The 24,563-nt window shown below is 60.4% G+C and carries 17 protein-coding genes and 1 pseudogene; 11 read left to right on the top strand and 7 right to left on the bottom strand.

Annotated features, from left to right (window positions below):
- Positions 1 to 65: 65 nt before the first annotated feature.
- The 3 genes from GH657_RS08130 (at position 66) to GH657_RS08120 (ending at position 5,973) form a co-directional block, all read left to right on the top strand.
- On the top strand, positions 66 to 3,125 hold the full coding sequence (locus GH657_RS08130; RefSeq protein WP_153100233.1) for a CHC2 zinc finger domain-containing protein: 3,060 nt from the start codon (positions 66 to 68) through the stop codon (positions 3,123 to 3,125).
- On the top strand, positions 3,125 to 4,186 hold the full coding sequence (xerC, locus tag GH657_RS08125) for a site-specific tyrosine recombinase XerC (protein WP_153100232.1): 1,062 nt from the start codon (positions 3,125 to 3,127) through the stop codon (positions 4,184 to 4,186). The genes GH657_RS08130 and xerC (GH657_RS08125) overlap by 1 nt, the downstream gene beginning before the upstream one ends.
- Positions 4,187 to 5,127: 941 nt before the next feature.
- Complete coding sequence (locus GH657_RS08120) at positions 5,128 to 5,973, top strand: hypothetical protein (protein ID WP_174769909.1); 846 nt, start codon at positions 5,128 to 5,130, stop codon at positions 5,971 to 5,973.
- A 167-nt stretch (positions 5,974 to 6,140) separates the two neighbouring features.
- On the opposite strand, the gene GH657_RS08115 is transcribed toward GH657_RS08120, so the two are convergent.
- Positions 6,141 to 6,461, bottom strand: a complete 321-nt coding sequence (locus tag GH657_RS08115; protein ID WP_153100231.1) for a hypothetical protein — start codon at positions 6,459 to 6,461, stop codon at positions 6,141 to 6,143.
- A 92-nt stretch (positions 6,462 to 6,553) separates the two neighbouring features.
- Positions 6,554 to 6,943, bottom strand: coding sequence for a helix-turn-helix domain-containing protein (locus GH657_RS08110; protein WP_153100230.1), 390 nt, complete (start codon positions 6,941 to 6,943; stop codon positions 6,554 to 6,556).
- A gap of 115 nt (positions 6,944 to 7,058) precedes the next feature.
- Between GH657_RS08110 and GH657_RS08105 the strand changes: the two genes are divergently transcribed.
- The 4 genes from GH657_RS08105 (at position 7,059) to GH657_RS08090 (ending at position 13,451) form a co-directional block, all read left to right on the top strand.
- Complete coding sequence (locus GH657_RS08105; RefSeq protein WP_153100229.1) at positions 7,059 to 10,118, top strand: CHC2 zinc finger domain-containing protein; 3,060 nt, start codon at positions 7,059 to 7,061, stop codon at positions 10,116 to 10,118.
- A 2-nt stretch (positions 10,119 to 10,120) separates the two neighbouring features.
- Positions 10,121 to 11,182: a site-specific tyrosine recombinase XerC gene (xerC, locus tag GH657_RS08100; RefSeq protein WP_153100228.1), complete on the top strand. Its 1,062-nt coding sequence runs from the start codon at positions 10,121 to 10,123 to the stop codon at positions 11,180 to 11,182.
- Between the two features lie 959 nt (positions 11,183 to 12,141).
- Positions 12,142 to 13,221 carry a hypothetical protein gene (locus GH657_RS08095; protein WP_153100227.1) on the top strand — a complete coding sequence of 360 codons (1,080 nt, stop codon included), beginning with the start codon at positions 12,142 to 12,144 and terminating at the stop codon, positions 13,219 to 13,221.
- Positions 13,218 to 13,451, top strand: a complete 234-nt coding sequence (locus GH657_RS08090; RefSeq protein ID WP_153100226.1) for a hypothetical protein — start codon at positions 13,218 to 13,220, stop codon at positions 13,449 to 13,451. The genes GH657_RS08095 and GH657_RS08090 overlap by 4 nt, the downstream gene beginning before the upstream one ends.
- A gap of 49 nt (positions 13,452 to 13,500) precedes the next feature.
- Here GH657_RS08090 and GH657_RS08085 read toward each other — a convergent pair whose 3' ends face one another.
- A complete protein-coding gene (locus GH657_RS08085) occupies positions 13,501 to 13,731 on the bottom strand; it encodes a SymE family type I addiction module toxin (RefSeq protein WP_153100225.1) in 231 nt (76 codons plus the stop codon).
- 105 nt (positions 13,732 to 13,836) lie between these two features.
- Positions 13,837 to 14,229 carry a helix-turn-helix domain-containing protein gene (locus tag GH657_RS08080; RefSeq protein WP_153100224.1) on the bottom strand — a complete coding sequence of 131 codons (393 nt, stop codon included), beginning with the start codon at positions 14,227 to 14,229 and terminating at the stop codon, positions 13,837 to 13,839.
- 103 nt (positions 14,230 to 14,332) lie between these two features.
- On the opposite strand from GH657_RS08080, the gene GH657_RS08075 reads away from it, so the two are divergent.
- The 3 genes from GH657_RS08075 to GH657_RS08065 all read left to right on the top strand — a co-directional run bounded on the left by GH657_RS08075 (position 14,333) and on the right by GH657_RS08065 (position 20,489).
- Positions 14,333 to 17,404: a CHC2 zinc finger domain-containing protein gene (locus GH657_RS08075; protein ID WP_153100223.1), complete on the top strand. Its 3,072-nt coding sequence runs from the start codon at positions 14,333 to 14,335 to the stop codon at positions 17,402 to 17,404.
- Positions 17,405 to 17,406: 2 nt separating this feature from the next.
- Positions 17,407 to 18,468, top strand: a complete 1,062-nt coding sequence (gene xerC / locus GH657_RS08070; protein ID WP_153100222.1) for a site-specific tyrosine recombinase XerC — start codon at positions 17,407 to 17,409, stop codon at positions 18,466 to 18,468.
- A gap of 941 nt (positions 18,469 to 19,409) precedes the next feature.
- Positions 19,410 to 20,489, top strand: a complete 1,080-nt coding sequence (locus GH657_RS08065) for a hypothetical protein (RefSeq protein WP_153100221.1) — start codon at positions 19,410 to 19,412, stop codon at positions 20,487 to 20,489.
- Positions 20,490 to 21,668: 1,179 nt separating this feature from the next.
- On the opposite strand, the pseudogene GH657_RS18390 reads toward GH657_RS08065, so the two are convergent.
- The 3 genes and pseudogenes from GH657_RS18390 to GH657_RS08055 form a co-directional block, all read right to left on the bottom strand.
- Positions 21,669 to 21,758, bottom strand: a pseudogene (locus GH657_RS18390) (SymE family type I addiction module toxin); the annotation flags it as partial.
- Positions 21,759 to 21,770: 12 nt separating this feature from the next.
- On the bottom strand, positions 21,771 to 21,902 hold the full coding sequence (locus GH657_RS18385; RefSeq protein WP_281349364.1) for a hypothetical protein: 132 nt from the start codon (positions 21,900 to 21,902) through the stop codon (positions 21,771 to 21,773).
- A gap of 100 nt (positions 21,903 to 22,002) precedes the next feature.
- Entirely contained in the window at positions 22,003 to 22,227 is a 225-nt protein-coding gene (locus GH657_RS08055; RefSeq protein WP_153100220.1) for a hypothetical protein, read from the bottom strand.
- A gap of 179 nt (positions 22,228 to 22,406) precedes the next feature.
- On the opposite strand from GH657_RS08055, the gene GH657_RS08050 reads away from it, so the two are divergent.
- Positions 22,407 to 24,161 (top strand): ShlB/FhaC/HecB family hemolysin secretion/activation protein, encoded by a 1,755-nt coding sequence (locus GH657_RS08050; RefSeq protein WP_153100219.1) that lies wholly within the window; start codon positions 22,407 to 22,409, stop codon positions 24,159 to 24,161.
- The last annotated feature ends 402 nt before the right edge of the window (positions 24,162 to 24,563 follow it).

The raw sequence follows: 24,563 nt of genomic DNA, 5'->3' as shown, positions 1-24,563 counted from the left end.
GTAGTATGCAACTGAGTTATTTTTACTCAAAACCTCTTGACAGGTTTTTAGCCGAAGGATGATTTATGCCGCGAATCCCGGAAGCGGAGCTGGAGCGCCTAAAGCGCGAGGTCTCGCTGCTGCGCCTTGTTGAGTCGCAGGGTCACACGCTGAAGAAGCGCGGCCGCGACTGGGTCATGCGCTGCGTGTTCCATGAAGAGGACACGCCGAGCCTGTCGGTGTCGGAGGCGAAGAACGTGTACCACTGCTTCGGCTGTGGCGCGTCGGGCACGGTGCTGGACTGGGTCATGCGTACGCAGGGGGTATCGCTGCCGCATGCGGTGCAGTTACTGCGTAACGATGCGCCGCTGGCTGCGGCCGACAAGGTTGGGGTCAAGCTGAGTTTTACGCGCCCCCTGGCTTCCCTGGCGGCGGATGCCGATGAACAGGTTCTGCTGGGCCAGGTGGCGGATACGTATCACGAGAGTCTGAAGCAGAGTCCGGAGGCGCAGGCGTATCTGGCGCAGCGCGGCCTGGTGCATGGCGAGGTAGTCGGCACGTTCCGCCTGGGGTATGCCAACAAGAGCCTGACATACCGCCTGCCACCGGGGTATTCGAAGGAAGGCCGTGAGGTACGCGCGAAGCTGCAGCGCGTCGGGGTGTACCGCGAGTCAGGCCATGAACACCTGAACGGGTGTCTGGTGGTGCCGGTGATGGATCTTGAGACCGGTGCCGTCAGGCAGATGTACGGCAGGCGGATCGCGCCGGGACACAAGATCCCGGCGGGCCAGCCAAAGCATTTGTACCTGTCGCTGCCGCTGGGTGGGGTGTGGAATGAGGCGGCGCTGGTGGCCAGCCGCGAGGTAATCGTATGCGAGGCGCTCATCGATGCGCTGACGTTCTGGTGTGCGGGGTATCGCAATGTGATTGCCGCATATGGAGTGAATGGATTTACGCAGGACCACTGGAACGCACTGAAACGGCACGGTACTGGGCAGGTGTGGATCGCATACGACCGGGACGATGCGGGCAACGCTGCGGCGGAGAAGCTTGCGACTGAACTGCATGAGGCTGGGATCGGAACGTGGCGCGTGCTGTTCCCGAAGGGGATGGACGCGAACGACTACGCAAGGAAAGTAGCTCCTGCGACCAGCGGAAGTCCCTGTGGGACGGAGAAGAGCCTTGGGGTGCTGTTGCAGCAGGCGGAATGGACTGGCAAGGGCAAACGCTCCGGTGTAACGGCGCAGGTTGAACCGGTGCCGGTTGATGACGTGAAGGACGTTAAACCGCCCTCTTCCCTAGCCGCTGTTGCTACGGCTGAGGCTGCGGTGACGCCAGTCACGGCGATGGCGGCTAAAGAGGAGGTGCAGCCCGCGCCAGCGGACGATCCCGACGTAAAGCAGACGGAAGGCGGCGAACTGCTGTTCACATTGGGGGAACGGGTGTGGCGCATCCGCGGCTGGCAGAAGAACCTCGGGCCGGAACAGATGCGGGTGAATGCGCAGGTACGGCGCGGCGATGCGTACCACGTCGATACGCTCGACATGTACAGCGCGAAGGCCCGCGCGGTGTATCTGAAAACAGCGGCCATCGAACTCGGTACACAGGAAGACACCCTGAAGCGCGACCTTGGGCGAATCCTGCTGAAGCTGGAGACGCTACAGGATGAGGCGATCCGGGCGACGCTCGCGCCAAAGGAAAACGGCGTGCAGATGGACGCGCTGGAACACGCGGCGGCACTGGACTGGCTCAGGGCACCGGAGCTGATCGCGCGACTCGAAGCCGACATGGCGCGCTGCGGCGTGGTGGGCGAAGGCGCGAACCTGCTGGCGGGGTATCTGGCGGCGGTCTCCAGAAAACTCGATGCGCCCCTGGCGGTACTGATCCAGAGTTCGAGCGCGGCGGGCAAGTCCTCCCTGATGGATGCGGTGCTGGACCTGATGCCGCAGGAGGAACGCATCCAGTACAGCGCGATGACGGGACAGAGCCTGTTCTACCTGGGCGAGACGGATTTGCAGCACCGGATCCTGGCGATTGCCGAGGAGGAAGGCGTAAGACAGGCCGCGTATGCACTGAAGCTGCTGCAGTCGGATGGCGAGCTGACGATAGCGAGCACGGGCAAGGATGAGGCGACAGGCAACCTCGTGACGAAGCAGTACACGGTGAAGGGTCCGGTGATGCTGATGCTCACGACCACGGCGATTGATGTGGATGAGGAGCTGCTGAACCGGTGCCTGGTGCTGACGATCAACGAGAGCCGCGAGCAGACGCGCGAGATTCACGCGCGGCAGCGGGTGAAGCAGACGCTGGAGGGGTTGCTCGCGGAGACGGACCGGCAGCACATTGTTGGGCTGCACCGCAATGCGCAAAGGCTGCTGAAGAACGTGCACGTGGTGAATCCGTTCGCGGAGCAGCTGACGTTCATGGATGACAGGACGCGGATGCGGCGTGATCACATGAAGTACCTGACGCTGATCCGCTCGATTGCCCTGCTGCACCAGTACCAGAGGCCGCATCAGACGGTAACGCACCGGGGCGAGGCGCTGACGTACATCGAGGTGACGAAGGACGATATTGCGCTGGCCAACCGGATTGCCCATGAGGTGCTGGGCAGGACGCTCGATGAGCTGCCACCGCAGACAAGGCGGCTGCTGAAGATGGTGTACACGATGGTGGGCGAGCTTGGCGAGCGCGATCATGTGAAGCGGCGTGAGGTGCGCTTTACGCGGCGCGACATCAGGGAGTACACGCGCTGGAGTGATGGGCAACTGAAAATCCACTGCACGCGGCTGGCCGACCTTGAATACCTGCTGGTCCGGGGCGGCAGCCGTGGGCACCTGCTGCAATACGAGCTGATGTATGACGGCGCGAACGATGACGAGCCGAGGCTGGCGGGACTGGTTGAGGTTGAAGAACTCGACAGTGATGAACGCAAGTCAGGGTTCGGAGAACGCAAGTTACCCTCAAGTCAGGGTCAAGCCAGCCCCAAGTCAGGGCCAGGTCAGGGTTGCTCAACCGGGCCCAAAACCATGCCTGTCAAGGAAGAGCGGGAATCTGGCGCGGCAAGTGGCGAAAACGCACTGTTCCGGGAAAAAACTTCTTCTCCAGCCTGCGTTGTTGATACCCGCGTTATTGAGGGGCCGTGATGCACAAGAAGACAACCCCGCGCGCCCCGCTGCCCGTGATTGGCCCGGCCGATGATCCCCAAAGCCTGTACCACCAGATGCGCCCGTTCCTCGAATGGATGCGCGTGCGCAACTACAGCGAAGGCACGGTGGAACACCGCGAGATACACCTGCGTGGATTTATAGCGTGGTGCGACGAGCGCGGCGTCACACGTCCGCAGGAAGTGACGCGCCCGATCCTTGAGCGCTACCAGCGCTACCTGTTCCTGTACCGCAAGAAGGATGGCCAGGCGCTCTCGGGACGCAGCCAGCACATGCGGCTGGTGCCGGTGAAGCTGTGGTTCCGGTGGCTGGTGCGGCAGAACCGGATCCTCTCCAATCCGGCAGCGGACATCGACATGCCGAGGATGGAGAAGCGGCTGCCCAGGCACATCCTGAGTGAGGAGGAAGCCGAGCGGATCCTGAATGTGCCGGATGTGACGAGCAGCATCGGTATCCGGGACCGGGCCATTCTCGAGACGTTCTACAGCACGGGGGTCCGGCGTGCCGAGCTGGTGGGCCTGCATGTGCATGACGTGGACATGGATCGTGGCACGGTGATGGTGCGCCAGGGCAAGGGCGCGCGGGACCGGCTGATTCCGATAGGAGACAGGGCGCTGGCGTGGATCAGGAAGTACCTCGATGAGGTCAGGCCGCAACTGTCGCTGGCTGACGATGAGGGGGTGCTGTTCCTGGCGCTGACGGGCGATTCGATCGGTCTGCGCAGCATGGGGCAACTGGTGTCGGACTACATCAAGTGCTCAGGGGTGAACAAGAGCGGCTCGTGTCACCTGTTCCGGCACACGATGGCCACGCTGATGCTGGAGAACGGGGCCGATGTGAGGTTCGTGCAGGTGATGCTGGGGCATGCGCAACTGACGAGCACGCAGGTGTATACGCAGGTGGCGATCCGGGCGCTCAAGGAGATTCATACGGCCACGCATCCGGCACGGCTGGAGCGGGTGGAGCAGCGTGCAGAAATAGAAGGGCTGAAGCCGGGGCGGCTCCTGCAGCGCGTGTATGGCAAGACAGAAGCCCAATAGAATCCACCGGGGCCTACGCCCCGCTGACCCCTGGAATAGAAAAGTGCCGGGCCGGAACGGCCCGGATCGGAGAGGAAAGGGTTCGTGCGGTGCCTACGCACCGTGAATGTCCTGGAATTAAAAAGTGTGGGCCGGGGCGGCCCAGCCGGGTAACGAATGGATTCGTGCGGGGCATGCGCCCCGACAGTGTCCTGGAATGAGAAAGTGCGGCCTGCGGCCGGAGGCCAACGAGGGGGGCCGGGGGTAAATAGCCTGCCGTGCCCCTTCGGGTCCCGTCAGTCTATTTAACATAACGCGAAAGGCAATTATCAACGTTTGCCGGGCCGCCACGGCACGAATCCATCCGGGTGTGGCGGCCCGGCAAACGTTGATAATTCGCGTTATGTCACTGGCCCCCGGCCCCCCGGATCGGGCGCTGCGCGCATGAGTAAAGTCAGGGGCCGCGAAGCGGCCATGAGTGGAACTGGGCCCCGCCCGGCCCTGCCCGTCCGCCCCCACGGGGCTCCCTGTCCTGCCGCTGCTGCGCAGCGGAAATCAAATTCCAACGTCAAAACCAGAAACGCACTGCATGCGCTGCAAGCCACACTGACGGCTTGCACCGCATTGCCCAGCGTGGCACACCCTCCTCCGTCAAGGCTTCCCTTCGGCGCGCTTCGCGCGGCCCTGACGGGTTCTAGCGTGGCGGTGTGCAGGCGCCAGGCCAGAACCCTGGGCCAGGGCATGGCTCTTCGCATGTCTCTTCTTTAGCCCGCCATGGGGCGGTGGCCAGCTCCTGGCGTGTGAGGCTGGCGACGGCCATGTTCCGCCTGGTTTGCCGTCGCCCTGCGGACGCCGCCAAACCAGGCGGCTCCAGTGACTTCGACATGCTAACGAGCGCTCCCCAAAAATGACGCCTCTGGCAAACTCGCTTCTTTAGCGCAAAACCGCGTCGGGGCAAAAAAATGCTGGCAACGGACAGCGTCGGGCAAAAACGTGTTGCAAGTGACTGTTGCGTCAGGGAAAAAACCTTACCGGCAACGGCGGGCGTGTCGGGGTGCCGTGTCCGCTTTAACCGGCAAATTCATGAGGATCGCAAGGCGAAAGAACAGACGCTGGCAAAAAAACTGGCCAACGAAAGCGGCGGCAAGTACACCGAGCAGGACATCGAAAACCAGATGGCGCGGATGGACCTGACGGTGAATGGCCAGACTGAGCCGGGAGGTGTTCGGGTGGCCACCGGCGCCCAGCCGCAGGATGGAACCGGGTGGCAGTCCTATGGCGTGAACAAGGCTGGGCAGCAGGTCTGGGCCCAGAGCCTGGGGCCGGGCGATCCTGATGTGCAGGCGTATATCGCTAAAGGCGCACAGGGTAGCGGGCTGTCATACCAGCCAACTACCACCGGCTCGAATCCGGGCTTGATCCGCGCCCCGGACTTTGTGAACTTCCAGGTCGATTACTTTGTGGGCAGTGCGTGGGGGACGTTTACACGGGATGGGAATGCATTCTTTGGTTATGGCGTGAATATGGGTGTTCCCAATGCTGTTGGTGCTGGGGTCGGAATTTCTGCTGGCTATCTTAATACTGGCCATGTGAAGCCGGGTCAGACAAACGACTTTGCGGGGGGATATGCCGGAGGCGGATCAGCGTTATACAGCGGCTTTGGCGGTGGCGTCATGGTGTCACCGGGCAATGGCACTGCAACAGTTATTGGTATTGGTAGTGGTGTGAATGTTGGAAAAACAAACAACCCTGCATCTGTTGGTTGGGGTTTCTCGAAAGATCAGGGAAAAACAGGAGTCAGGTGGTAACTATGGGACCTTCGATAACGACAGTACCCAAGACACGTATACAGAAGATCCTCTGGTGGAGTGTTTTCACAGCCATCATGGGTTTCATCGTGTACGTGCTTATTAAAAACATCTTCTTTAGCTAATGCAGGCCACGGTACCCCCAGCGCAAAGGCTGGGGGTACCGTTCATTTGCCTTTGCGCCTGGCACGCCGTTGCAGCATGTCCACAGCTTCAGCCGGGTTCATGTAGTGGCCCGCGATGCGGTAGTCATGATCAGGCGAGATAGAGATGCATCCGCCGCGATGATCGGCGCAGAACAAAACCTGCTGCCCAGGCATAAAGCCCAGCCGTTCGAGCAGATCATCGGCGATCTGCATCCATGGAAAGGCGGCCCGTTTGCCGTGTTCTCCCGTGTGGCGCGCAGCAGGTGCCTGCTCAAGCGCAACAGAAAGACAGGTGACCTGTTCCTTGCGTGTACGACGTGGTTTAAGATCGGCATCAGCCATGGCGAGCTCCTGTGTTGAGCTGGTTGTGGTCAGCGGGCGGTGAGTGTTAGCGCACTCATCGCCCGCGCTTCGTTTACGTCAGGAAAACTGCCCTACTGCCGGGTCTGGGCCAGCACGGTATCGAGCATTTGTGAGACGAACTGCTGCCGGGCCTTGGGCAAATGCTCAATCGCCTCGATCTGCTGGCGCAGGCGTGAGGTCGGCCCGCGCCTGCCTGCCCGCCGTGCCACCTGGGTGCCCATCAGTTCATCCATTGAAAGGGTGAGCAACTGCGCCAGGGCTGGCAGCATGGAAGCAGGCAGGCGGGCACGGGCGACCTCGTAATGGGCCAGCGTCTGCTGCGGGATGCCCAACTGTTCAGCCAGTTGCTGCTGCGTCAGGCCATGCTCTTTCCTGGCCTGTGCGATGCGGGAGCCCAGCGCCCTAAAAAATTCTTCGTCTCTGGCATTCATGGCATGGGTGAGTAGTGGAAACCGAGCCATGAAGATACCCCTGAGTTGATGTAACGCACTTGACTCTACTCATTTTATGAGTAGTATGCAACTGAGTTATTTTTACTCAAAACCTCTTGACAGGTTTCTAGCCGAAGGATGATTTATGCCGCGAATCCCGGAAGCGGAGCTGGAGCGCCTAAAGCGCGAGGTCTCGCTGCTGCGCCTTGTTGAGTCGCAGGGTCACACGCTGAAGAAGCGCGGCCGCGACTGGGTCATGCGCTGCGTGTTCCATGAAGAGGACACGCCGAGCCTGTCGGTGTCGGAGGCGAAGAACGTGTACCACTGCTTCGGCTGTGGCGCGTCGGGCACGGTGCTGGACTGGGTCATGCGTACGCAGGGGGTATCGCTGCCGCATGCGGTGCAGTTACTGCGTAACGATGCGCCGCTGGCTGCGGCCGACAAGGTTGGGGTCAAGCTGAGTTTTACGCGCCCCCTGGCTTCCCTGGCGGCGGACGCCGATGAACAGGTTCTGCTGGGCCAGGTGGCGGATACGTATCACGAGAGCCTGAAGCAGAGTCCGGAGGCGCAGGCGTATCTGGCGCAGCGCGGCCTGGTGCATGGCGAGGTAGTCGGCACGTTCCGCCTGGGGTATGCCAACAAGAGCCTGACATACCGCCTGCCGCCGGGGTATTCGAAGGAAGGCCGCGAGGTGCGCGCGAAGCTGCAACGCGTCGGGGTGTACCGCGAGTCAGGCCATGAGCATCTGAACGGGTGTCTGGTGGTGCCGGTGATGGATCTGGAATCGGGCGCAGTCAGGCAGATGTACGGCAGGCGGATCGCACCGGGCCACAAGATCCCGGCGGGCCAGCCGAAGCATCTGTACCTGTCGCTGCCGCTTGCCGGTGTGTGGAATGAAGCGGCGCTGGTGGCCAGCCGTGAAGTGATCGTGTGCGAGGCGCTCATCGATGCGCTGACGTTCTGGTGTGCGGGGTATCGCAATGTGATCGCCGCATATGGAGTGAATGGATTTACGCAGGACCACTGGAACGCACTGAAACGGCACGGCACTGGGCAGGTGTGGATCGCATACGACCGGGACGATGCGGGCAACGCTGCGGCGGAGAAGCTTGCGACTGAACTGCATGAGGCAGGGATCGGGACATGGCGCGTGCTGTTCCCGAAGGGGATGGACGCGAACGACTACGCAAGGAAAGTAGCTCCTGCGACCAGCGGAAGTCCCTGTGGGACGGAGAAGAGCCTTGGGGTGCTGTTGCAGCAGGCGGAATGGACTGGCAAGGGCAAACGCTCCGGTATAACGGCGCAGGCTGAACCGGTGCCGGTTGATGACGTGAAGGACGTTAAACCGCCCTCTTCCCTAGCCGCTGTTGCTACGGCTGAGGCTGCGGTGACGCCAGTCACGGCGATGGCGGTGCAGCCCGCGCCAGCGGACGATCTAGACGTGAAGCAGACGGAAGGCGGCGAACTGCTGTTCACATTGGGGGAACGGGTGTGGCGCATCCGCGGCTGGCAGAAGAACCTCGGGCCGGAACAGATGCGGGTGAATGCGCAGGTACGGCGCGGCGATGCGTACCACGTCGATACGCTCGACATGTACAGCGCGAAGGCCCGCGCGGTGTATCTGAAAACAGCGGCTATCGAACTCGGTACACAGGAAGACACCCTGAAGCGCGACCTTGGGCGAATCCTGCTGAAGCTGGAGACGCTACAGGACGAGGCGATCCGGGCGACGCTCGCGCCAAAGGAAAACGGCGTGCAGATGGACGCGCTGGAACACGCGGCGGCACTGGACTGGCTCAGGGCACCGGAGCTGATCGCACGACTCGAAGCCGACATGGCGCGCTGCGGCGTGGTGGGCGAAGGCGCGAACCTGCTGGCGGGATATCTGGCGGCGGTCTCCAGAAAACTCGATGCGCCCCTGGCGGTACTGATCCAGAGTTCGAGCGCGGCGGGCAAGTCCTCCCTGATGGATGCGGTGCTGGACCTGATGCCGCAGGAGGAACGCATCCAGTACAGCGCGATGACGGGACAGAGCCTGTTCTACCTGGGCGAGACGGATTTACAGCACCGGATTCTGGCGATTGCCGAGGAGGAAGGCGTGAGGCAGGCCGCGTATGCACTGAAGCTGCTGCAGTCGGATGGCGAGCTGACGATAGCGAGCACGGGCAAGGACGAGGCGACGGGCAACCTGGTAACCAGGCAGTACACGGTGAAGGGTCCGGTGATGCTGATGCTCACGACGACGGCGATTGATGTGGATGAGGAGCTGCTGAACCGGTGCCTGGTGCTGACGATCAACGAGAGCCGCGAGCAGACGCGCGAGATTCACGCACGGCAGCGGGTGAAGCAGACGCTGGAGGGCTTGCTCGCGGAGACGGACCGGCAGCACATTGTTGGGCTGCACCGCAATGCGCAAAGGCTGCTGAAGAATGTGCACGTGGTGAATCCGTTTGCGGAGCAGCTGACGTTCATGGATGACAGGACGCGGATGCGGCGTGATCACATGAAATACCTGACGCTGATCCGCTCGATTGCCCTGCTGCACCAGTACCAGCGGCCGCATCAGACGGTGACGCACCGGGGCGAGGCGTTGACGTACATCGAGGTGACGAAGGACGATATCGCGCTGGCCAACCGGATTGCCCATGAGGTGCTGGGCAGGACGCTCGATGAGCTGCCGCCGCAGACACGGCGGCTGCTGAAGATGGTGTACACGATGGTGGGCGAGCTTGGCGAGCGTGATCATGTGAAGCGGCGTGAGGTGCGCTTTACGCGGCGCGACATCAGGGAGTACACGCGCTGGAGTGACAACCAGTTAAAGGTGCACTGCATGCGGCTGGTGGAGCTGGAATACCTGCTGGTGCGCGGCGGCAGCCGTGGTCACCTGCTGCAATACGAACTGATGTACGACGGCGCGAACGATGACGAGCCGAGGCTGGCGGGGCTGATTGAGGTCGAAGAGCTTGATTTACTCGACAACGACGGACGCAAGCTGGAACAGAAGGCAAGCAAGTTGCCCCCAGGTTGCCCCCATGATGGGCCCAGGTTGGACCTGGAGAACTCGCCTCAAAACCATATGGATAAAGGCGTAGAGGGTTCGCAAGTTGGAGTCGGTGAAAACGCACTGTTCCGGGAAAAAACTTCTTCTCCAGCCCGCGTTGTTGATACCCGCATTGTTGAGTCCCCGATGAACGGAGAGGCATAGCGATGCACAAGAAGACAACCCCGCGCGCCCCGCTGCCCGTGATTGGCCCGGTAGATGATCCCCAAAGCCTGTACCACCAGATGCGCCCGTTCCTCGAATGGATGCGCGTGCGCAACTACAGCGAAGGCACGGTGGAACACCGCGAGATACACCTGCGCGGGTTCATTGCGTGGTGCGACGAGCGCGGCGTCACACGCCCGCAGGAAGTGACCCGCCCGATCCTGGAGCGCTACCAGCGCTACCTGTTCCTGTACCGCAAGAAGGATGGCCAGGCACTCTCGGGGCGCAGCCAGCACATGCGGCTGGTGCCGGTGAAGCTGTGGTTCCGGTGGCTGGTGCGGCAGAACCGGATTCTCTCGAACCCGGCAGCGGACATCGACATGCCGAGGATGGAGAAGCGGCTGCCGAAGCACATCCTGAGTGAGGAGGAAGCCGAGCGGATCCTGAATGTGCCGGATGTGACGAGCAGCATCGGTATCCGGGACCGGGCCATTCTCGAGACGTTCTACAGCACGGGGGTCCGGCGTGCCGAGCTGGTGGGCCTGCATGTGCATGACGTGGACATGGATCGTGGCACGGTGATGGTGCGCCAGGGCAAGGGCGCGCGGGACCGGCTGATTCCGATAGGAGACAGGGCGCTGGCGTGGATCAGGAAGTACCTCGATGAGGTCAGGCCGCAACTGTCGCTGGCTGACGATGAGGGGGTGCTGTTCCTGGCGCTGACGGGCGATTCGATCGGCCTGCGCAGCATGGGGCAACTGGTGTCGGACTACATCAAGTGTTCAGGGGTGAACAAGAGTGGCTCGTGTCACCTGTTCCGGCACACGATGGCCACGCTGATGCTGGAGAACGGGGCCGATGTGAGGTTCGTGCAGGTGATGCTGGGGCATGCGCAGTTGACGAGCACGCAGGTGTATACGCAGGTGGCGATCCGGGCGCTCAAAGAGATTCATACGGCCACGCATCCGGCGCGGCTGGAGCGGGTGGAGCAGCGTGCAGAAATAGAAGAGCTGAAGCCGGGGCGGCTCCTGCAGCGCGTGTATGGCAAGACAGGGGGCCAATAGAAGACAAAAGCCCAATAGAATCCACCGGGGCCTACGCCCCGCTGACCCCTGGAATAGAAAAGTGCCGGGCCGGAACGGCCCGGATCGGAGAGGAAAGGGTTCGTGCGGTGCCTACGCACCGTGAATGTCCTGGAATTAAAAAGTGTGGGCCGGGGCGGCCCAGCCGGGTAACGAATGGATTCGTGCGGGGCATGCGCCCCGACAGTGTCCTGGAATGAGAAAGTGCGGCCTGCGGCCGGAGGCCAACGAGGGGGGCCGGGGGTAAATAGCCTGCCGTGCCCCTTCGGGTCCCGTCAGTCTATTTAACATAACGCGAAAGGCAATTATCAACGTTTGCCGGGCCGCCACGGCACGAATCCATCCGGGTGTGGCGGCCCGGCAAACGTTGATAATTCGCGTTATGTCACTGGCCCCCGGCCCCCCGGATCGGGCGCTGCGCGCATGAGTAAAGTCAGGGGCCGCGAAGCGGCCATGAGTGGAACTGGGCCCCGCCCGGCCCTGCCCGTCCGCCCCCACGGGGCTCCCTGTCCTGCCGCTGCTGCGCAGCGGAAATCAAATTCCAACGTCAAAACCAGAAACGCACTGCATGCGCTGCAAGCCACACTGACGGCTTGCACCGCATTGCCCAGCGTGGCACACCCTCCTCCGTCAAGGCTTCCCTTCGGCGCGCTTCGCGCGGCCCTGACGGGTTCTAGCGTGGCGGTGTGCAGGCGCCAGGCCAGAACCCTGGGCCAGGGCATGGCTCTTCGCATGTCTCTTCTTTAGCCCGCCATGGGGCGGTGGCCAGCTCCTGGCGTGTGAGGCTGGCGACGGCCATGTTCCGCCTGGTTTGCCGTCGCCCTGCGGACGCCGCCAAACCAGGCGGCTCCAGTGACTTCGACATGCTAACGAGCGCTCCCCAAAAATGACGCCTCTGGCAAACTCGCTTCTTTAGCGCAAAACCGCGTCGGGGCAAAAAAATGCTGGCAACGGACAGCGTCGGGCAAAAACGTGTTGCAAGTGACTGTTGCGTCAGGGAAAAAACCTTACCGGCAACGGCGGGCGTGTCGGGGTGCCGTGTCCGCTTTAACAGACAACTTCATCCGGAAGAAAAGAAGTGGATCAGCGAGAAAGAAGCGGCGTATGCGAAGAAATATAGTTTGACGGCGGAGCAGGCGCATAACGAACTAACCACGCAGGCTAACCTGCAGGTACAGAACGGTTCGCCCGGGACCTGGAACGAGCGTGCCAGCGCATTCCTGGGCCAGGCACATGGAATGCTTGCGGCCGATGGCAAGAGCGGACCGGGCTACATGTTCTATGCCACGCCGGAACAGAAGGCGAATGTCGACATGTATGCGAAGTACTACGCTGGCGGGACCGGGGCAAACCGGCCCTCACAATCGCAAATCGGCGCGAGTGTGAGCCGGGAGCAGGCGTACCGCGATGCCTTCAGGACCGGCACCCTGGTGGCCGCTGGAGGAGCGGCGACTGTCGCCACTGGCGGTGTCATTGCAGCCTTGCCGGGTGCGCCAATCTTTAGTTCAGGTGGAGCGCTGGGAACTGGAGCCCTGGCATCACCGGTGGGAACCGGGGCAATCAGCGCGGGAATCAATGCGGGTGCGCAGTATTACCAGAACGGGACGGTCAATCCCATTGACGTGGCCATTGCTGCGATATCGGGCGGTGCTGGCGCGTACGGTGGGCTGGGATGGAACGTGTTCGTGAATGGCGTAGGTGGTGCGACTGGCACAGCGATCAATAATGCGGTGTACGGCAGAAATGACAGCATCATAGGTTCAGGTATTACGAGCGGTGCTCTGTCTGCGATCGGTTACACAACCGGTAAGGCCGCTGAATCGTGGATTAACTCCTCCCTCCGGCCAACTATAAACAACGCCAATGGGTGGGCTACAAGTGGTGTTTGGTCAGGAAGCGGATGGAACCTAATTCAGCCAAACGCAATGGGAGTGATCGGCGGTTCCATTGGCGGCGGCATCACACAAGAAGCTGTAACACCGATAGTGCCCACCCCCTCCATTGGGGGAAGCAAGAAATGAGTCGTTGGGTTATTGCGTTTGTAGGTGCATGGGGAATCTGCCTTGCCGGAATGTATGTCGCATGGCTGGCTGGGTTAACCTTGAATTGCCTGTTTGCCACAGGATGCTTCGAGCAATTGAGCATTAATAGCCTGGTTGCAGCAGTGAATCTAAAAAGCGTCTTTGCAAGAGGCACCCTTCTTGCCATTGCCTTTATTGTGATTGCCTGGATTAGTCGTCGAAGACAATAACAAACAGCAAACCCAGCCTTCGCGCTGGGTTTGCTGTTTGTGGAGTATTTCAATCTGGCGTGATGACGAGCCTGCCGTGCTGGACCTGGATTCTCACACGCTGTCCGGGCGGGAAGCCGGCCTGTTCAAGCCACATGCCAGCGATGCGCAGCCACGGAAAAAACCTTGGTGTTCGCCAGGGCCTGCCGGGTTTCGGTGAGGGTCGCCAGCGCATGATCTCCTGGACGGTAGCGTGCCGCTCGGGATGAGCGTGCAATGCTTTAAGATTGGCGTCAGCCATAGTCAACTCCTTCGGTGAGTTGGTGATGGTCAGCGGTCGGTGAATGCTCGTAACACTCACTGGCCGCGCTTCGTTTACATCACTGTGTCTTCCTTCATTAGCTGCCTATCGTCGGCGGCTCATAACCTTCTGGACCTGCGTCTTCCTCACGAAGCTGTCGATCACCAGGATCAACGCCTGTTGCTCGGCATCGGGCAGGCTATCCACCTGTTGATAGAGAGTCAGTAACTCTTGATTGTGAATCTTGGGTTCGGCCGGTGCGGGTGTTCGTCCGGCCAGTTCATCCAGTGTGACCTGCAAAATATCGGCGATCCGTACCACGGTATCGAACTGTGGTGTAGCAAGGCCGCGTTCCCAGCGGTTATACACACGCGGGTTGATTTCCAGCAGTTCAGCCAATCGCGCCTGGGTGATCTGTCTTGCGGAGCGCAGCAGTCTGAGTCGTTCGGCAAAGACGGACATATCAAAGCATCCCAACGAAAAAAGAGATGCATTCATTCTAAGTACCCCCTTCTGCCCGGCTTGCCATTTATACACTATACAGTGTATCGTTAACTCTATCAATTAGAGTATTGACAGGTTTTTAGCCGAAGGACGATTCATGCCCCGTATTCCGCAAGCCGAGCTGGACAGACTGAAGCGCGAAGTGTCGCTGCTGCGGCTGGTCGAGTCGCAGGGCCATAAGCTGAAGAAGAGCGGCCGCGACTGGGTCATGCGCTGCGTGTTCCATGAAGAGGACACGCCGAGCCTGTCAGTGTCGGAGGCGAAGAACGTGTACCACTGCTTCGGCTGTGGCGCGTCGGGCACGGTGCTGGACTGGGTCATGCGTACGCAGGGCGTATCGCTGCCGCATGCGGTGCAGTTACTGCGTAACGATGCGCCGCTGGCTGCGGCCGACAAGGTTGGGGTCAAGCTGAGTTTTACGCGCCCCCTGGCTTCCCTGGCGGCGGACGCCGATGAACAGGTTCTGCTGGGCCAGGTGGCGGATACGTATCACGAGAGCCTGAAGCAGAGTCCGGAGGCGCAGGCGTATCTGGCGCAGCGCGGCCTGGTGCATGGCGAGGTAGTCGGCACGTTCCGCCTGGGGTATGCCAACAAGAGCCTGACATACCGCCTGCCGCCGGGGTATTCGAAGGAAGGCCGCGAGGTGCGCGCGAAGCTGCAACGCGTCGGGGTGTACCGCGAGTCAGGCCATGAGCATCTGAACGGGTGTCTGGTGGTGCCGGTGATGGATCTGGAATCGGGCGCAGTCAGGCAGATGTACGGCAGGCGGATCGCACCGGGCCACAAGATCCCGGCGGGCCAGCCGAAGCATCTGTACCTGTCGCTGCCGCTTGCCGGTGTGTGGAATGAAGCGGCGCTGGTGGCCAGCCGTGAAGTGATCGTGTGCGAGGCGCTCATCGATGCGCTGACGTTCTGGTGTGCGGGGTATCGCAATGTGATCGCCGCATATGGAGTGAATGGATTTACGCAGGACCACTGGAACGCACTGAAACGGCACGGCACTGGGCAGGTGTGGATCGCATACGACCGGGACGATGCGGGCAACGCTGCGGCGGAGAAGCTTGCGACTGAACTGCATGAGGCAGGGATCGGGACATGGCGCGTGCTGTTCCCGAAGGGGATGGACGCGAACGACTACGCAAGGAAAGTAGCTCCTGCGACCAGCGGAAGTCCCTGTGGGACGGAGAAGAGCCTTGGGGTGCTGTTGCAGCAGGCGGAATGGACTGGCAAGGGCAAACGCTCCGGTATAACGGCGCAGGCTGAACCGGTGCCGGTTGATGACGTGAAGGACGTTAAACCGCCCTCTTCCTTAGCCGCTATTGCTGCGGCTGGGGCTGCGGTGACGCCAGTCACGGCGATGGCGGCTAAAGAGGAGGTGCAGCCCGCGCCAGTAGGCGATCCCGACGTGAAGCAGACGGAAGGCGGCGAACTGCTGTTCACGTTCGTAGAACGGGTGTGGCGCATCCGCGGCTGGCAGAAGAACCTGGGCCCGGAGCAGATGCGGGTGAATGCACAGGTACGGCGTGGCGATGCGTACCACGTCGATACGCTCGACGTGTACAGCGCGAAGGCACGGGGTTTGTACCTGAAGAGCGCGGCGGTTGAGCTCGGTACACAGGAAGACACCCTCAAGCGCGACCTTGGGCGAATCCTGCTGAAGCTGGAGACGCTACAGGACGAGGCGATCCGGGCGACGCTCGCGCCAAAGGAAAACGGCGTGCAGATGGACGCGCTGGAACACGCGGCGGCACTGGACTGGCTCAGGGCGCCGGAGCTGATCGCGCGACTCGAAGCCGACATGGCGCGCTGCGGCGTGGTGGGCGAAGGCGCGAACCTGCTGGCGGGGTATCTGGCAGCGGTCTCCAGAAAACTCGATGCGCCCCTGGCGGTGCTGATCCAGAGTTCGAGCGCGGCGGGCAAGTCCTCCCTGATGGATGCGGTGCTGGACCTGATGCCGCAGGAGGAACGCATCCAGTACAGCGCGATGACCGGACAGAGCCTGTTCTACCTGGGCGAGACGGATTTGCAGCACCGGATCCTGGCGATTGCCGAGGAGGAAGGCGTGAGGCAGGCCGCGTATGCACTGAAGCTGCTGCAGTCGGATGGCGAGCTGACGATAGCGAGCACGGGCAAGGACGAGGCGACAGGCAACCTGGTAACCAGGCAGTACACGGTGAAGGGTCCGGTGATGCTGATGCTCACGACCACCGCGATTGATGTGGATGAGGAGCTGCTGAACCGGTGCCTGGTGCTGACGATCAACGAGAGCCGCGAGCAGACGCGCGAGATTCACGCGCGGCAGCGGGTGAAGCAGACGCTGGAGGGCTTGCTCGCGGAGACGGACCGGCAGCACATTATTGGGCTGCACCGCAATGCGCAAAGGCTGCTGAAGAACGTGCACGTGGTGAATCCGTTTGCGGAGCAGCTGACGTTCATGGATGACAGGACGCGGATGCGGCGTGATCACATGAAGTACCTGACGCTGATCCGCTCGATTGCCCTGCTGCACCAGTACCAGAGGCCGCATCAGACGGTGACGCACCGGGGCGAGGCGTTGACGTACATCGAGGTGACGAAGGACGATATCGCGCTGGCCAACCGGATTGCCCATGAGGTGCTGGGACGCACGCTCGATGAGCTGCCGCCGCAGACACGGCGACTGCTGAAGATGGTGTACACGATGGTGGGCGAGCTTGGCGAGCGCGATCATGTGAAGCGGCGTGAGGTGCGCTTTACGCGGCGCGACATCAGGGAGTACACGCGCTGGAGTGACAACCAGTTGAAGGTGCACTGCATGCGGCTGGTAGAGCTGGAGTATCTGCTGGTGCGCGGCGGCAGCCGTGGCCACCTGCTGCAATACGAACTGATGTACGACGGCGCGAACGATAACGAGCCGAGGCTGGCGGGGCTGATTGAGGTCGAAGAGCTTGATTTACTCGACAACGATGCACGCAAGTTGGAACAGAAGGCAAGCAAGTTGCCCCCAGGTTGCCCCCATGATGGGCCCATGTTGGACCCGGAGAACTCGCCTCAAAACCATATGGATAAAGGCGTAGAGGGTTCGCAAGTTGGAGTCGGTGAAAACGCACTGTTCCGGGAAAAAACTTCTTCTCCAGCCCGCGTTGTTGATACCCGCATTGTTGAGTCCCCGATGAACGGAGAGGCATAGCGATGCACAAGAAGACAACCCCGCGCGCCCCGCTGCCCGTGATTGGCCCGGCCGATGATCCCCAAAGCCTGTACCACCAGATGCGCCCGTTCCTCGAATGGATGCGCGTGCGCAACTACAGCGAAGGCACGGTGGAACACCGCGAGATACACCTGCGCGGGTTCATTGCGTGGTGCGACGAGCGCGGCGTGACGCGGCCGCAGGAAGTGACGCGCCCGATCCTGGAGCGCTACCAGCGCTACCTGTTCCTGTACCGCAAGAAGGATGGCCAGGCACTCTCGGGGCGCAGCCAGCACATGCGGCTGGTGCCGGTGAAGCTGTGGTTCCGGTGGCTGGTGCGGCAGAACCGGATTCTCTCGAACCCGGCAGCGGACATCGACATGCCCAGGATGGAGAAGCGGCTGCCGAAGCACATCCTGAGTGAGGAGGAAGCCGAGCGGATCCTGAATGTGCCGGATGTGACGAGCAGCATCGGTATCCGGGACCGGGCCATTCTCGAGACGTTCTACAGCACGGGGGTCCGGCGTGCCGAGCTGGTGGGCCTGCATGTGCATGACGTGGACATGGATCGTGGCACGGTGATGGTGCGCCAGGGCAAGGGCGCGCGGGACCGGCTGATTCCGATAGGAGACAGGGCGCTGGCGTGGATCAGGAAGTACCTCGATGAGGTCAGGCCGCAACTGTCGCTGGCTGACGATGAGGGGGTGCTGTTCCTGGCGCTGACGGGCGATTCGATCGGTCTGCGCAGCATGGGGCAACTGGTGTCGGACTACATCAAGTGCTCAGGGGTGAACAAGAGTGGCTCGTGTCACCTGTTCCGGCACACGATGGCCACGCTGATGCTGGAGAACGGGGCCGATGTGAGGTTCGTGCAGGTGATGCTCGGGCATGCGCAGTTGACGAGCACGCAGGTGTATACGCAGGTGGCGATCCGGGCGCTCAAGGAGATTCATACGGCCACGCATCCGGCGCGGCTGGAGCGGGTGGAGCAGCGTGCAGAAATAGAAGAGCTGAAGCCGGGGCGGCTCCTGCAGCGCGTGTATGGCAAGACAGAAGCCCAATAGAATCCACCGGGGCCTACGCCCCGCTGACCCCTGGAATAGAAAAGTGCCGGGCCGGAACGGCCCGGATCGGAGAGGAAAGGGTTCGTGCGGTGCCTACGCACCGTGAATGTCCTGGAATTAAAAAGTGTGGGCCGGGGCGGCCCAGCCGGGTAACGAATGGATTCGTGCGGGGCATGCGCCCCGACAGTGTCCTGGAATGAGAAAGTGCGGCCTGCGGCCGGAGGCCAACGAGGGGGGCCGGGGGTAAATAGCCTGCCGTGCCCCTTCGGGTCCCGTCAGTCTATTTAACATAACGCGAAAGGCAATTATCAACGTTTGCCGGGCCGCCACGGCACGAATCCATCCGGGTGTGGCGGCCCGGCAAACGTTGATAATTCGCGTTATGTCACTGGCCCCCGGCCCCCCGGATCGGGCGCTGCGCGCATGAGTAAAGTCAGGGGCCGCGAAGCGGCCATGAGTGGAACTGGGCCCCGCCCGGCCCTGCCCGTCCGCCCCCACGGGGCTCCCTGTCCTGCCGCTGCTGCGCAGCGGAAATCAAATTCCAACGTCAAAACCAGAAACGCACTGCATGCGCTGCAAGCCACACTGACGGCTTGCACCGCATTGCCCAGCGTGGCACACCCTCCTCCGTCAAGGCTTCCCTTCGGCGCGCTTCGCGCGGCCCTGACGGGTTCTAGCGTGGCGGTGTGCAGGCGCCAGGCCAGAACCCTGGGCCAGGGCATGGCTCTTCGCATGTCTCTTCTTTAGCCCGCCATGGGGCGGTGGCCAGCTCCTGGCGTGTGAGGCTGGCGACGGCCATGTTCCGCCTGGTTTGCCGTCGCCCTGCGGACGCCGCCAAACCAGGCGGCTCCAGTGACTTCGACATGCTAACGAGCGCTCCCCAAAAATGACGCCTCTGGCAAACTCGCTTCTTTAGCGCAAAACCGCGTCGGGGCAAAAAAATGCTGGCAACGGACAGCGTCGGGCAAAAACGTGTTGCAAGTGACTGTTGCGTCAGGGAAAAAACCTTACCGGCAACGGCGGGCGTGTCGGGGTGCCGTGTCAAGTCCAATCGACAACGTCACCCGGAAGAAAAGAAGTGGATCAGCGAGAAAGAAGCGGCGTATGCGAAGAAATATAGTTTGACGCCTGAGCAAGCGCATAACGAATTAACGCTGCAAGCGAATCTGCAAGTTCAGAATGGCTCGCCGGGTACGTGGAATCAGCGCGCGAGTGATTTTTTAAGTCAAGCGCACGGCATGCTGCCCGCCGATGGCGCGAGCGGACCGGGCTACATGTTCTATGCAACGCCGGAACAGAAGGCTAATGTCGACATGTATGCGAAGTACTACGCTGGCGGGACCGGGGCAAACCGGCCCTCACAGTCACAAATCGGCGTGAGTGTGAGCCGGGAGCAGGCATACCGCGATGCCTTCAGGACCGGCACCCTGGTGGCCGCTGGAGGAGCGGCGACTGTCGCCACTGGCGGTGTCATTGCAGCCTTGCCGGGTGCGCCGATCTTTAGTTCAGGTGGAGCGCTGGGGACTGGAGCCCTGGCATCACCGGTGGGAACCGGGGCAATCAGCGCGGGCATCAATGCGGGTGCGCAGTATCTGCAGGGCGACAAAATCAATCCGACCGATGTGGCGGGCGCGTTTGTGACGGGAGCAGCGGGTTCGTATGGTGGGCTGCTATGGAATGTCGGCGTTAATTCCATCGGAGGAGCAACCACTACCGCGCTCAATAACATCTTGCAGGGGAAGAATGACAGTGTGGTGGGTGCTGGGATTACTAGCGGGTTGCTGTCTAGCGTGGGATATGGTGCTGGAAAATTTATGGGGAATGGGATTAATTCAATAATGAAACCTGGCATTAATAACCAGAATAGCTGGGTAGGTTCTGGCACATGGTCAAGTAGCGGATATAACATTTTTGGACCAAACAATAACGCTACGATAGGTGCAACGTTTGGTGGTGGCGCAGTGCAAGAGGCATTGCAAAATGCTATCCAGAATAGCCAGTCAAAAGGAGGAAGAAAATGACCTCGCGGCTTATTCGAATATTTTTGCTCGCACTCTTAATTTGGTCAGTCGCCTGTTTTTTGATGTGGTGCATTGGCATTACTTTATATTCTTACTTTAATGGATTTTATTATTCTCTTGGCTGGAATGATATAAAAACAATTGCAAAATTGACCCTGGTTATATCAGCTTCATATACATTTATTGCATGGTTAAATATTCACCGCTCCTGAGAGAATAAGTTTGGTTTATCCAGTCTGGGCTACGGCGTTGGTAAATTTGGTGAATCTAGTCTTAACAACGCCGCGAGACCAACGATTAATAACGGTCAGAATTGGGTCGCCACGAACACATGGTCCAGCAGCGGCTGGAACTTGCTAAATCCAAACAATCTTCCCGTCATCTTCGGGACAGGAATCGGTAGTCTTGGACAAGAAGTGTTTAATAAAACATATGACACCGTGAAGCTTGTGGTGCCGAGCAAGAAATGAGAAGACTTCCGATATTTTTTATATCCAGCCTGGTGATTTTCTGGGCAATGGTAGCTGTTGCATGGGCTATCGGTCTTACCGTTAGCTGTGCTTTTATAGAAGGGTGTTACGAGAAGTTGAGCATCATTGAACTAATGAAGTTAATGGATTTTAAAAGCGTGTTTGTGCGCGGAACGCTGCTATCGCTCGTTTTTACGGTATTTGCCTGGGCAAAGCTGCGCAGAACCTAGCAAACAGCGAATCCGACGATTGTTAGGCTCGCTGGGCATGGGACGTTCAAGCGAGCGTAATGACGAGCCTGCCGTGCTGGGCTGGGCTGGGCTGGGCTTCGATCCTTACGCGTTGATATGGTTCGAACCCTGCCTGTTCGAGCCATGATGAATAGATTCAAGGGGAATGGCCAATGACTCTAGGTGGCGGGATAGTAGTGATCTCGCTTGCATCCCTTGTTATTACCTGGTTCTTATTCGGCAGGGGCGATCTGAAGTTGAGGCGGGCAAGGATTTTTTACTGGCTAAAATCGACGTTATTCCTTGGTATGGCGCTGACTGCCTGGTTGGCATATAACGAACCGGCATTAAGTTTTTTACTGTGTGCCGCTATCGGCTTTGTGTTCTCGGCGTTACTGAATCTGCTGAGGTCGCAATGGGTTTTTATGTTTCCTTGAGCACCGAACCGGCACTGCCAAGTTCGGTGCCTGTGGCGTTGTTCAAGCGGGCGTAATGGCAAGCCTGCCGTGCTGCACTTCGATCCTTACGCGTTGATATGGTTCGAACCCTGCCTGTTCGAGCCATCGGCCCGAGAGCTTGAGCTACGGGTAAAGCGGCGGTTCTTTGCGGGAACCCGCCGTTGGCCCGCGCCACTGGCGATAGCGCCGCGACTGCTGAATCGTGACGCTGCGTTCAGGATGATGGGGGCGTGGTTTAAGATCGGCATCAGCCATGGCGAGCTCCTGTCTTGAGCTGGTTGTGGTTAGCGGGCGGTGAGTGTTTCAGCACTCACCGCCCGCGCTTCGTTTACAGCATCATTTTTATCCCCCTGCCCTAGCGGCCTCGCCGCTTCACATCGGGTTCAAATTCTGGCGTGAGCAGAACCCGTTGAGTCCAGCGCTTAACGTCATGCATATGGAGAACACTGGCGATCACGGTTTCAATGGCTTCACGCTCCCTGGAATCGAGTTTGGAAACGGAAACGGCCTCGAACCAAAGCTTGAGCCGCTCATCCAGACCACGTTCATTCCCTTCAAAAAGTAGCGTTTGAGAAGCCACGACAGAATACTATTTGTCTTCAGGATAACGATCGGTTCCATACTAGTGATTGAACTACGTAGGCTCATCGTCGTTAGCCTCCGCAATCAACGCTAAATCCCGAAAAACATTAAGCGCGGCTGTCGCTTTCCCTCGCTTGCATCGTCGCGCGACGAGCAGAATCAAGGTTTGAAATAGCTATGAAAATCCGAAAAAGGCTGGCAGCACTACCACTCACAACCCTGGTATCACTCGCGTCGAACGCCCAGCACGCTCCGACGCCAGCCGATGAAGCCGCCGCCGCACGGGCCAACGCCGAGCAGAACCAGCAAATTCAGCAACAACGCGATGCACAGCAGCGCGACGCAATCATGCAGGCGCCCGCTGTGCGTTCGACTCTCCCTACATTCGAGGGCTATCCACTATTGCCGGTCGAAACACCATGCTTCCGTATCGGCAAGTTCGCGCTCGACGTCCCGACAACGCTGCCCGATGCTGTACGCACTAAAGGAGCCTCAACCCTATCACTGGACCCGTTCGCCTTCGCACGTGAATGGCTCGATCACTACGTGGGCCAATGCGTTGGAAAGTCCGGCATCGACACGCTCACCAAAGGGCTGCAGCAGGCAATCCTGAGCCGTGGCTATGTCACGACGCGGGTACTCATCCCGCAGCAGGACCTGTCCAGCGGCACGCTGGCATTCGTGCTCGTTCCTGGCGTCGTGCACCAGCTCCGCTTTGCCGACCCTGCCACGCGCGGCACCCTGAAATCCGCATTCCCGGTAAGCGACGGCGATCTGCTGGACCTGCGCGACCTCGAGCAGGGGCTGGAGCAGATGAAGCGTGTCGCATCGCAGGACGTGGACATGAAGATCGAGCCGACCGACACCCCCGGCGAGAGCGATGTCGTCGTGAGCGTGAAGCGCGCGAAGCCCTGGAGTTTCGTCGCATCCGTCGATAACTCAGGCACGGACGCCACCGGCAAATGGCAGGGCAACGTGAGCCTCGGCATCGACAATCCGCTGGGACTCAACGACATATTCACGGTCGGCGCAAATCAGGACCTGTCGTTCGGCAACAAGTCGCTCGGCTCGCACGGCTTCAACGGTTCGTACTCCGTGCCGTGGGGTTACTGGACGGCCACGCTGTCCGGCAACACGAACACGTATTACCAGAACATTGCCGGCGTGAACCAGACGTTCGTGTCCAGCGGCAACTCGCAGACAGTCGCACTCAGGCTCGCACGTGTACTAAGCCGCAGCAGGAACGATGTATTGGGCGTGGAGTTCCAGCTATCGAAGCGCTTCGGCGACAGCTTCATTGACGACACGCACATCCCGCAACAGAAGCGCAACAACACGTTCATCGAAGCAGGCCTGACCGACCGGCATTACTTTGGCGCATCGCAGTTCGACGGCACGCTTGCATACCGTCAAGGGATCGGCGGCCTGGGCGCAACGCCTGACCCGTACTCCGAGGGTCCGACCTACCGTTACCACATGGCGGTGCTCGATGCGAACCTGTCGATGCCATTCGCCGTCGCCAGCCAAAACTTCCGCTATGTCACGACCGTTCACGCGCAGTTCACCAACGACACACTGTTCTATCTGGACGACCTGACTATCGGCAGCCGCTACACGGTGCGCGGTTTCGACGGTGAAACCATGCTGGCGGCAGAAAAAGGCTTCTACTGGCGCAACGAGCTGCAGTGGCCGATCGGCCAGACCAGACAGGCGCTGTACGCGGGGATCGACTACGGGCGCGTGTTCGGGCCAAACACGACGTTTCTGGCCGGGACACAACTGGCGGGCGCGGTGATCGGCATCCGCGGTGCTCTGCCTGCACGCTTTGCTGGTCTCTCCTATGACCTGTTCATCGGGACGCCCGTCTACAAACCCAGCGGCTTCCCGACTGCGCGTGTGACGGTGGGAGTACAGGCAACGGCGCAGTTCTAACGTGCCGTGGAGAAACATGGGGAAATGGATGTTTGAGGGCGTATCGTGCAGGAAAAAAGAATTTTCCCCACACTCCGCCCAGAAAGCCTTATGTGGCGGAGCTGTTTATCACAGGGGGATTTGTCCACAGCTTTATCAACAAAAACTGGGGATAACTCGGGTTCAGCCCGAGCCCGCCCTGTCATGGCTTAACGTGCGGCACTGAGCGCGGCCAGGCGCGATGCGTTATCCACAGATCATGTGAATGAGCTTGTTGAAAAGTACCGGACAAACGGGGTAAGCCCTTGAGCCAACGACACTTTCGGGCAAAGGTGCAAAACAGGGCGATGGGCACGCTGCTTCTGGTGTTTCAGGCAGACATGCCATGGAATGCCGCCGAAAAGGCAAAACGGAACAAAGATT

This window comes from Paraburkholderia hayleyella, from assembly GCF_009455685.1.
GTDB classification, from domain to species: domain Bacteria; phylum Pseudomonadota; class Gammaproteobacteria; order Burkholderiales; family Burkholderiaceae; genus Paraburkholderia; species Paraburkholderia hayleyella.
The sequence above is the reverse complement of the archived record's forward strand: the minus strand, read 5'-3'. Positions and strand labels throughout refer to the sequence as shown.

What these genes read in the sequence shown, in the direction of transcription:
- xerC (WP_153100228.1), top strand. Translation starts at nt 10,121, where the DNA reads ATGCACAAGAAGACAACCCCGCGCGCCCCGCTGCCCGTGATTGGCCCG.
- GH657_RS08095 (WP_153100227.1), top strand. Translation starts at nt 12,142, where the DNA reads ATGCTGGCAACGGACAGCGTCGGGCAAAAACGTGTTGCAAGTGACTGT.
- xerC (WP_153100232.1), top strand. Translation starts at nt 3,125, where the DNA reads ATGCACAAGAAGACAACCCCGCGCGCCCCGCTGCCCGTGATTGGCCCG.
- GH657_RS08120 (WP_174769909.1), top strand. Translation starts at nt 5,128, where the DNA reads ATGCTGGCAACGGACAGCGTCGGGCAAAAACGTGTTGCAAGTGACTGT.
- GH657_RS08090 (WP_153100226.1), top strand. Translation starts at nt 13,218, where the DNA reads ATGAGTCGTTGGGTTATTGCGTTTGTAGGTGCATGGGGAATCTGCCTT.
- GH657_RS08080 (WP_153100224.1), bottom strand. Translation starts at nt 14,229, where the DNA reads ATGAATGCATCTCTTTTTTCGTTGGGATGCTTTGATATGTCCGTCTTT.
- GH657_RS08050 (WP_153100219.1), top strand. Translation starts at nt 22,407, where the DNA reads ATGAAAATCCGAAAAAGGCTGGCAGCACTACCACTCACAACCCTGGTA.
- GH657_RS08065 (WP_153100221.1), top strand. Translation starts at nt 19,410, where the DNA reads ATGCTGGCAACGGACAGCGTCGGGCAAAAACGTGTTGCAAGTGACTGT.
- GH657_RS08085 (WP_153100225.1), bottom strand. Translation starts at nt 13,731, where the DNA reads ATGGCTGACGCCAATCTTAAAGCATTGCACGCTCATCCCGAGCGGCAC.
- GH657_RS08075 (WP_153100223.1), top strand. Translation starts at nt 14,333, where the DNA reads ATGCCCCGTATTCCGCAAGCCGAGCTGGACAGACTGAAGCGCGAAGTG.
- xerC (WP_153100222.1), top strand. Translation starts at nt 17,407, where the DNA reads ATGCACAAGAAGACAACCCCGCGCGCCCCGCTGCCCGTGATTGGCCCG.
- GH657_RS08105 (WP_153100229.1), top strand. Translation starts at nt 7,059, where the DNA reads ATGCCGCGAATCCCGGAAGCGGAGCTGGAGCGCCTAAAGCGCGAGGTC.
- GH657_RS08110 (WP_153100230.1), bottom strand. Translation starts at nt 6,943, where the DNA reads ATGGCTCGGTTTCCACTACTCACCCATGCCATGAATGCCAGAGACGAA.
- GH657_RS08115 (WP_153100231.1), bottom strand. Translation starts at nt 6,461, where the DNA reads ATGGCTGATGCCGATCTTAAACCACGTCGTACACGCAAGGAACAGGTC.
- GH657_RS18385 (WP_281349364.1), bottom strand. Translation starts at nt 21,902, where the DNA reads ATGGCTGATGCCGATCTTAAACCACGCCCCCATCATCCTGAACGCAGC.
- GH657_RS08130 (WP_153100233.1), top strand. Translation starts at nt 66, where the DNA reads ATGCCGCGAATCCCGGAAGCGGAGCTGGAGCGCCTAAAGCGCGAGGTC.